This window comes from Lysobacter sp. 1R34A (genome assembly GCF_051217035.1).
Taxonomy (GTDB): domain Bacteria; phylum Pseudomonadota; class Gammaproteobacteria; order Xanthomonadales; family Xanthomonadaceae; genus Lysobacter.
Window position 1 is genome coordinate 1 of record NZ_JBPKJP010000136.1, and the last position, 8,513, is coordinate 8,513.

The 8,513-nt window shown below is 68.8% G+C and carries 6 protein-coding genes; 3 read left to right on the forward strand and 3 right to left on the reverse strand.

Features of this window, described 5'->3' with window-relative positions:
• Positions 1-111 precede the first annotated feature (111 nt).
• Positions 112-627, forward strand: a complete 516-nt coding sequence (locus ACSAMQ_RS18935) for a DUF4189 domain-containing protein (RefSeq protein WP_435397147.1) — start codon at positions 112-114, stop codon at positions 625-627.
• A 1,315-nt stretch (positions 628-1,942) separates the two neighbouring features.
• On the opposite strand, the gene ACSAMQ_RS18940 is transcribed toward ACSAMQ_RS18935, so the two are convergent.
• Positions 1,943-2,182: a hypothetical protein gene (locus ACSAMQ_RS18940; RefSeq protein WP_435397148.1), complete on the reverse strand. Its 240-nt coding sequence runs from the start codon at positions 2,180-2,182 to the stop codon at positions 1,943-1,945.
• 354 nt (positions 2,183-2,536) lie between these two features.
• Here ACSAMQ_RS18940 and ACSAMQ_RS18945 point away from each other — a divergent pair, with 354 nt between their 5' ends.
• Both ACSAMQ_RS18945 and ACSAMQ_RS18950 read left to right on the forward strand, forming a co-directional pair.
• Positions 2,537-2,851: a hypothetical protein gene (locus tag ACSAMQ_RS18945; protein WP_435397149.1), complete on the forward strand. Its 315-nt coding sequence runs from the start codon at positions 2,537-2,539 to the stop codon at positions 2,849-2,851.
• A 310-nt stretch (positions 2,852-3,161) separates the two neighbouring features.
• Positions 3,162-3,704 carry a nuclear transport factor 2 family protein gene (locus ACSAMQ_RS18950; RefSeq protein ID WP_435397150.1) on the forward strand — a complete coding sequence of 181 codons (543 nt, stop codon included), beginning with the start codon at positions 3,162-3,164 and terminating at the stop codon, positions 3,702-3,704.
• A gap of 353 nt (positions 3,705-4,057) precedes the next feature.
• Here ACSAMQ_RS18950 and ACSAMQ_RS18955 read toward each other — a convergent pair whose 3' ends face one another.
• Both ACSAMQ_RS18955 and ACSAMQ_RS18960 read right to left on the reverse strand, forming a co-directional pair.
• Positions 4,058-5,215 (reverse strand): efflux RND transporter periplasmic adaptor subunit, encoded by a 1,158-nt coding sequence (locus ACSAMQ_RS18955; protein WP_435397151.1) that lies wholly within the window; start codon positions 5,213-5,215, stop codon positions 4,058-4,060.
• Positions 5,212-8,406 (reverse strand): efflux RND transporter permease subunit, encoded by a 3,195-nt coding sequence (locus tag ACSAMQ_RS18960; RefSeq protein WP_435397152.1) that lies wholly within the window; start codon positions 8,404-8,406, stop codon positions 5,212-5,214. Before ACSAMQ_RS18960 ends, ACSAMQ_RS18955 begins: the two co-directional genes overlap by 4 nt.
• Positions 8,407-8,513: the final 107 nt, after the last annotated feature.

Below are 8,513 nucleotides of genomic sequence, written 5' to 3' on the forward strand. Positions count from 1 at the left end.
CGACCAGCGCGCCGCCACGCCGGCCTTGACGACCGGGGCGATGCACGAGTCGGGCCGCCCGCCGACGCGCGAGCCGCGCGGCGAAGATGCGGTGCGCAGGAGCTGATGGCGATGCGCGAGCCTCTATCGATGCGCCGCAGACGCGCGTTCTGCGCGGCCTTGTTTGCGTGGTCGGCCGTCTCGGCGGGAACCGCGCAGGCCGAAGGCGGCTGCCCGCCGGGCATGGTTCCGTATAGCGCGGCCTCGCCGAACGCCTGCGCGCCGATGCCGAGCGGTCCCGCCCTGCGCGGCGCGGCCGGACCGCGCTGGGCCAGCCAGTGGGGCGCGCTCGCCTTCGATGCGGCCGCCGGCATCATGGGCGTGGCCAGCGACAGCCGCAGCAAGCGCGACGCCCGGCGCATCGCCCTGGAGGACTGCCGTGCGCGCGGCGGCCGGGCCTGCAAGGTCGAGTTCAGCTACCGCGACAGCTGCGTGGTGGTGGTCGCCGGCGATCGCCAATCGGATACCTCCACCGCGAGCAGCGCCGAGCGCGCCGCCGAAATCGGCCTGGGCGCGTGCGAGGCGCGCAGGGACCGGCGTTGCGAGTTGTATTACGCGGAGTGCAGTTTTCCGGTGCGGGAGCGTTAGGGGACGCATCGCCTGGGGCGGCGTGGCGGCTGCGATGTCGGTTTCTAGCGGTGGGGGTCTTCCGCTTATTGGGCTGATGCGCGGCGGGGCCGTCGGGACGCGGTCGCGACATGCGTCGCTGCTGCCCTTGAGTTATTGCATCAGCGTCATCGTGGCTCTCCCCTGGAGAGCAGCCTGAGTCCCGACCGCCTGATGCGCAGAGACAACTAGGCCATCGTCGTTCGTCGAAGCGGCATGTTTCGCTGGGTAGGAGCGAGCGATCCGCGGCCGCGCCGCCTCATGTTCGCGTCGTTACTCGCCAAGCTCCCGGTAGGAGCGACGTGAATCGCGGCGCGGGACGCACTTACACACCAATGCGTGTGTCACCATCGAAGCGGTGTGCGCTCGCCGGTGTTGGAGCGGCGCAAGTCGCGACCACGGGACGTGTAGAGGCCGCAACGCCTTCGTGATCGCTCGAAGGGATAATTTTTCGCTGGTAGGAGCGGCGCGAGCCGCGACATCGCTGCGGCGGTCTTGCGGCGCATCGTTCATCGAACGAAATCAAAGATCAAGATCAAGTGCAAAGCTTCCGCCACTAAAGCGGCGGGTTACTTTCTTTTGTTTGAAGCAACAAAAGAAAGGTAACCAAAGAAAAGTGCTTTGTTTTGAATCACAGGCCCGCGCGTTCGATGCATACGCGGGGATTTTTCATACGGGACCTCCCTGTCCCGATGAAAAACGGCCCGCATCCCTGCGCGCCGCCGTCTGGGTCTTCCAGGGCCTTCGTGAGTGCGCGGCGACGCACAGCGAAAGCGAAAGCTGCAATGTGGAAGGGAAGTGCGGCGCCACCATCCCCGTAGCAGCGGCGTGAGCCGCGACCACGGGACGCGCAGAGGTGCCAGGGCGGATGTCATCCATCGAAGCGGCGAGCTCTCGCCAGGGTAGGGGCGGCGCAAGCCGCGACATCGCTGCGGCGGTCTTGCGGCGCATTCCTCGTGGAAGATCAAGATCTAGATCAAATCCAAAGCTTCCGACACTAAAGCGGCGGGTTACCTTCTTTTGTCTGAAGCAACAAAAAAGGTAACCAAAGAAAAGTGCTTCTCTTTGAATCGAAGGCCCGCGTGTTCGATGCCGACGTGGGGATCTACATACGGGACATCCCTGTTCCGATGAAAAACGGCGCGCATCCCTGCGGGCCGCCCTTCGGGTCTTCTTTCGCAGTCGCGAGTGCGTGGCTGCGCACAGCGACAGCGACTGCAATAGCAATAGCTATCGGTAATGGGCGGGTCGGTACAAATCCACCGCTGCTTCCGCCTCTGAGCGAACGCGGCTCCCGCTATTTTCCGCGTAGCGCGTGACGGTCTCGCTGGGTCTGGCGGTGATGGCGCTCGGCGCAGGCCGGGCCGCAATAGAGTCGTTGCGGGTCGTCGTCGAACGGTTCCAGGCAGGCGTGGTTCAAGCAGTAGCCGGCGGCCAGGGGCCGGGTCGCGGCTTCGGCGGCGAGTCGCTGGGCCTGCAACGATTGGGCGAGGTTGATCTCCTCGAAGCGTTGGGCCTGATCGATGATGTCGCTCATGGGTGAATCGAGTCCTTGCGAAAGTGGCGACGGTGCGAGGCCGTCGTGGGAAGTCGGTGGCGCGTCGACCCAGGCCGGCGACGGCCGTGTCGGTGTGCGCATCAGCCTTCCATCGTCGCGTCCCACCGGCTGACACGCGGCCGCCGATTTTGCTTGCGGGTGGGATCGGCCGCTCGATATGTGCCGTGGTTCACGCCGTTGTGCGAACGGACTGAACCGTTCGTTACGGCATGACGTCGTGACATGACGTGGGTCTGAACGCCGCCGCAAAAATGCGTTGCCGGTATCCCGGGGTGAGACGTCGGCTCGCTAAGGTGTCGTCATCGGCCATCGCGCGGCCGAGTGGAGTGCGCCATGACGCTCGAGACCCGCCCCGATCGCGGCCCGGAACCCGGTCGCGCCATGCAGGCCTTGTACGACGCGACCTGGTTCGCGTTGTGCGAAGGCGACCGTTATGCGGCGATGGGCCGGCGTGCGGTCGCCAATTCCTTCTACAAGCTGCTGCCGATTCTGGCCGAAGCGCGCAAGGCGATGGCGCTAGAAACCGCGGGCGCCCAAGGAGCCGGCAGTGGCGCCGCGCTGGCGAGCGAGCCTGCGCTGTGCATGCTCCCCTCGGCCAGCATCGAGACCATCGACGCGGCTTCGGCGCCGCCGGCGCAGGACAGGTGATGCGCCGCCGGCCCTGCCGCCGATTCTCGGCGGCCGGTGCGAGCCGCGCTGACATCGCGTCGGCGTCGGCCGCGCTCGGTTCGCGGCGTCGCTCGATTCGATTCGGCTCGACTCGGCTTCACCCGACCCGACTCGGCTGCGTCCGCCTGGAACCAGCTGGACATGGCGGGTCCGACCCGATCCCGGGCCACCCCGGGGCCGCGGTTCTACGGCGTTCCAGTGCCGCCGCCACGGACGCGCCAAGCCGGACAGGCGACGCAGCAGCCGGCTCCGGCTATGATCCGCGGACCGACACAAGGGAAGTGGATCGATGATCAAGTTGGCTTGGGTACTCGGCTTCACCGCAATGCTCGCAATACCCACCGGGATCGCTTCCGCCGCCGAACCCAATGCGCCCGCCGCGCCGATTGCCGCGCCGGCTGCCCCGACCGGCGATGTCAGTGCCGCCGACAGGGCCTTGCACGACACCATCGCCGGGCTCGATACGCAGGTGTTCGACGCGTTCAATCGCTGCACCGACCCGAAGCAGCTCAAGCGTTATTCGGATTATTTTTCCTCCGACGTCGAGTTCTACCACGACGTCGGAGGCGTATCGTGGACCCGCGAATCGATGATCGCCCAGACCCGCGCAGGCGTCTGCGGCAAGATCCGCCGCGAGTTGATCCCGGGCACGATCAAGGTCCGGCCGATCAAGAGCTACGGCGCTCTCGAAACCGGCCAGCACCGTTTTTGCCAGGTCAAGACCGGCCAGTGCGACGGCGTCAGCGATTTCCTGCTGATCTGGCGCCAGCAGGCCGATCATTGGGAAGTCGGCCGGGTGATCAGCTACGGCCACGGCGACAACAAGCCCTGAGTGGCTTGGCGGGCTAGACCCTGGCGGCCTTGACTGGCTGCGCGGCCCGGCCGCGGCAGCCCCGGGCCTAGGCCCGCAACGGCGCGCTCCTGAGGCCCGCAACGGCACGATCCGTTGCGATCGCATGACGCCTCTTCGATAGCGAACGGCCTCCCCGTGCCCGGCACGGGGAGGCGTGTTCGGCTCTATGGATAGCGGCCGCGTTCGCAGCTCGCCTGCTCGCCTCTGCCCCGCGACAGCCGGTGACCCCGTCCTGCGCGATTCGTGTCGCGACGTCCGGGCCAGCCCAAGGCGGCGTGGGCTTCGCTATCCGTGTTCCAGCTTCGGCCCAGCGCAGTACCGCAGCGGGCGACTCAAGACTTCTTCGGCGGCGGCAGGGCCTTGGCGCGGACCTTGTTGCCTTCGCTCAGCAGGGCGTTCGGCGCCAGCACGATGGTTTCGCCGGCGCGGATGCCGCTGAGGATCTCGATCTCGTTGCCGAGGTTGCGGCCCAGGGTGACCTCGCGATAGGCGATGGTCGAATCGGGGTTGAGGGCGACGATCTGGGCGCCGGCGGCGCGCTGGATCACCGTCGATACCGGCAGCACCACCGCGGCGGCCGCGCGCGGCAGGTGCAGGCGCACGGTGCCGACCATGCCGGCCGGGATGCGGCTGTCGGGGTTGGGCAGGCGCAGCTCGGTGCGCATCACCCCGGACTCGCGCGAGAGGGTGCGCGCGCTGCGCGCGACCTGGGCCTTGAACACCTGCCCGGGCAATTCGGGAAAGCTGACTTCCGCTTCGAGGCCCGGCTGGATCTGCAGGGCGACGTTCTGCGGCACGTCGACCACCACGCGCAGCGGGTCGAGCACGTTGATCTCGAACATCGGCGCGCTGGCCGAGGCGGAATCGCCGACCACGCGGTCGCCGCGCTCGATGTTGCGCGCCACCACCACGCCGGCGAACGGCGCGCGCACCGCCTGGAACGACTGCCGTTCCAGCGCCGCGGTCAGTCGCGCCTGGGCGGCGTTGCGCGCCGCCGTCGCGACATCGAAGTTGCCCTTGCGGTCGCTGAAGTATTCCTTGGAGATCGCGCCCGAACCGATCAGCGCCTGGGCGCGGTCGTAATTGATCCGAGCCAGTTCCTGGTCGGCGGCGGCCTGGGCGAGCACCGCGCGCGCCTCGCGCACCGACTGGTCGATCTCCGGCGCCGAGATCGTCGCCAGCACCTGGCCGGCTTCGACGCGGTCGCCGAGTTCGACCTTGCGCTCGCTGACGAAGCCGGTCGCGCGCGCGTACAGTTGCGCCGACTCGCCGGCCTGCGCGCGCGCGGGCAAGGCCAGTTCGGTGATCGGGTCGGCCGCCTTGGCCTGCACCGTGAGCACTTCCGGCAGGGCATTGGCCGGCGTGGGCTCGGCGTCGCTGCGGCTGCAGCCCGCCAGCGCGGCGAGCAGGGCTGCCGCCAGGACGGCGCGCAAGCGCGTGGCCGGCGACAGCGAGGCCGCGGAGAGCCGGCCGTTGAGGACGATGTTCATGGAGCGACTCCTGCGGGGAGGGCGGCGGCGTCGGCCGGTTCGGCCTGCGCCTGCGGTTTCCGGCGGCGGCCGAGCACGGCCAGGATGGAAGGAACCAGGATCAGGGTGGCCGGCGTGCCGAACAGCAGGCCGCCGATCACCGCGCGGCCGAGCGGTGCGTTCTGCTCGCCGCCGTCGCCCAGGCCGATCGCCATCGGGATGATGCCGAGCACCATCGCGCAGGCGGTCATCAGCACCGGGCGCAGACGCACCGCGGCGGATTCGTAGGCGGCCAGTTCCGGGTCGTGGCCGTCGGCGATCAGGCCGCGCGCGAAGCTGGTCACCAGCACGCTGTTGGCGGTCGACACACCGATCACCATCATCACGCCCATCAACGCCGGCACGCTGAGCGGCGTGCCGGTGACGAACAGGCCGATCGCGGCGCCGGCGATCGCCACCGGCAGGCCCGACATCGCCACCAGCGGCTGGATCCACGACTGGAAGTTCACCACCAGCACCAGGAACACCAGGATCGCCGACATCAGCAGGCCGGCGGCGAGCTCGCCGTACGCGCTCTGCATCTCGCCGGCCTGGCCGACGATCTCGATGCGGTTGCCGGGTTTGAGCTTGCCGCCGAGCTCGCCGGTGATCGCGGTCAGCTCGTCGTAGACCGAGCCCAGGTCGGTGCCCTGCACGTTGGCGACCACGCTGATGGTCGGCGCCAGGGTGGTGCGGGCGATGCTGGCCGGGACGTTGCGCGGGGTGACCGTGGCGATGTTGCGCAACAACACCGCCTGGCCGTCGCTGCCGATCCGCAACGGCGCGTTGAGCAGGGCGTCGATGTTCTGCAGGTTGTTGATCGGCGCCTGCACCTGCACGGTGTAGGCGATGGCGTTGACGGTGTCGGTCCAGTACACCGGCGATACGGTGCCGGCCGAACCGAGCACCGCGAGCACCGCGCGGCTGGCCTGCTGCGCGTCGAGGCCGAGCTGGGCGGCGCGGGTGCGGTCGATCTTGACCTGGTACTCGGACAGGTCGAGCACCTGGCGCAGGGCGATGTCGACCGCGCCCGGCACCTGGTGCAGGCGCTGCTCGATCTGGCGCGCGGCGGCGAGGTTGCCGGGCACGTCGCGGCCGATCAGACGCACCTCGAAGGCCGCCGCGGCGGACCCGGCGAGGGTGCGGCTGGTCGCGTCCGGCGGACGCTCGAACAGCTTCACGTCGGGGAAGCGCTCGGCGACGCGCTGGCGGATCTTGACCAGGTAATCGTGGCTGTTGGCGTGCGGCGAGCGCAGCTGCAGCATGATCTCGGCCTCGAACGAACCGACCACGGTGCTGTCGACCAGCGACAGGTTGATCGCGTCGGGCACGCCGATCTGTTCGTACACGGTCTGCAATTCGGCCGGCGGGATGATGCTGCGGATCTCGCGCTGGATTTCGCTGACCCGCGCTGCGGTCTCTTCCAGGCGGGTGCCGGTCGGCAGGCGCACCTGCAGGCGCAACTGGCCGGCGTCGACCTGCGGGAAGTATTCGCGGCCCAGCGACGTCGCCGCGAGCGCGCCGGCGCCGAACACCAGCAGCGCGACCAGGCCGAGCACGGCGCCGTGGCGGCCGAGCCGGATCAGCAGGGCGTGGTGCTTGTCGCGCAAGCGGTCGAGCGCGTGTTCGACCGTGTGGCTGACCTTCAGCAACAGCTTTTCCGGCGCCCAGCGCGGGTTTGCGCGGCTGGCGATGTCGGCCGGCAGCAGCAGGTAGCACAGCACCGGGATCAGGGTGCGCGAGAGCAGGAACGAGGCCAGCATGGCGAAGATCACCGCCAGCGCGAGCGGGGTGAACACCCAGGCCGACAAGCCGGTCATCAGCAGGATCGGGGTCAGCACGATGCAGATAGCGATGGTCGAGACCATCTCCGGGAACACCACTTCCTTGGCGCTGTCGAGGATCGCGGTGCGCACGTCCTTGCCCAGGGCGATGTTGCGGTTGGTGTTCTCGACGTCGACCACGGCGTTGTCGACGAGGATGCCGATCGCCAGCGCCAGGCCGCCCAGGGTCATCACGTTGAAGGTGTAGCCGAGCAGATGCAGCATCGCCACCGAAGCGAGCAGGGCCAGCGGGATCGCCGACAGCACGATCATGCTCGAACGCCAGGAGCCGATGAACACCAGCACCACCAGCGCGACCAGCAGGCCCACCAGCACCGCTTCGTGTTCGATCGAGGCGATCGCGTTGTCGACGAACACCGATTGGTCGAAGATCGGCTGGATGCGCGTGCCCGGCGGCGCCGAGGCTTCGATCTCGGGCAGGCGCTCGCGGATCGCGCGCACGATTTCGACCGCGGACGCGCCGCCGAGCTTGATCAGCGCCACCGACACCGCGCTGGAGCCGTCCATGCGCGCGATGTTGGTCTGCAGCGCGCCGCCGTCGCGCACCGAGGCCACGTCGCGCACGTAGATCACCACGCCGTTGCGCGCGGTCACCGGGATCTCCAGGAACTCGGCCGCGGTGGCCGGGCTGGTGTCGATCGAGATCTGCATCTCGCGGCGGCCTTCGCGGATCGAACCCGAGGGCAGGGTCGGGCTGCCGCGTTCGAGTGCGCCGGTGACGTCGGCCGGGGTCAGGCCATAGGTCTGCAGTTTGGCCGGGTCCAGGTCGACCATGATCTGCCGCGGCGCGCCGCCGTAGGGCAGGGTCATGCGGATGCCGGGGATGGTCTGGATCTGCGAACGCAGTTGCAGGCGGGCGTAGTCGTAGAGCTGCGCTTCGGTCAGCGAGTCCGAGGACAGCACCAGTTGCAGCACCGGCGTGCTGGATACGTTGTTGCGCACCACCAGCGGCGGCGAGGTGCCCGGCGGCATGCGCCGCAGGATCGTCTGCGAGACCGCGGTGATCTGCACCAGGGCGCGGTCGAGGCTGACCGTGGGCTGGAAGTCGATGCGCACGATGCTGGCGCCGTTGAGCGTTTCCGAACGCACTTCCTTGAGGTCGTCGACGGTGTTGAGGATCGCCGCCTCCGAGAACGAGGTCATCTTCGCGGCGACGTCGGCCGCAGGCAGGCCGCTGTAGGTCCAGACCAGGTTGACCGAGGGGATGCCGACCTCGGGCAGGATGTCGGTCGGCATCTTGCGCGCCGACAGCACGCCGAACAGCAGGATCAGGATCGCCAGCACGCCGATGGTGTAACGGCGGCTCAGGGCGTATTGGACTATCCACATCGCGAGGGGGTTCCGACGGCTGGATGGGGGAAGCGAGCGACCACGCGCGCGGCCGGAGCGTCGGCGGCGCGGCGTGGCCATGAGCAGGCGCCGGCCGCGGCGGTCGG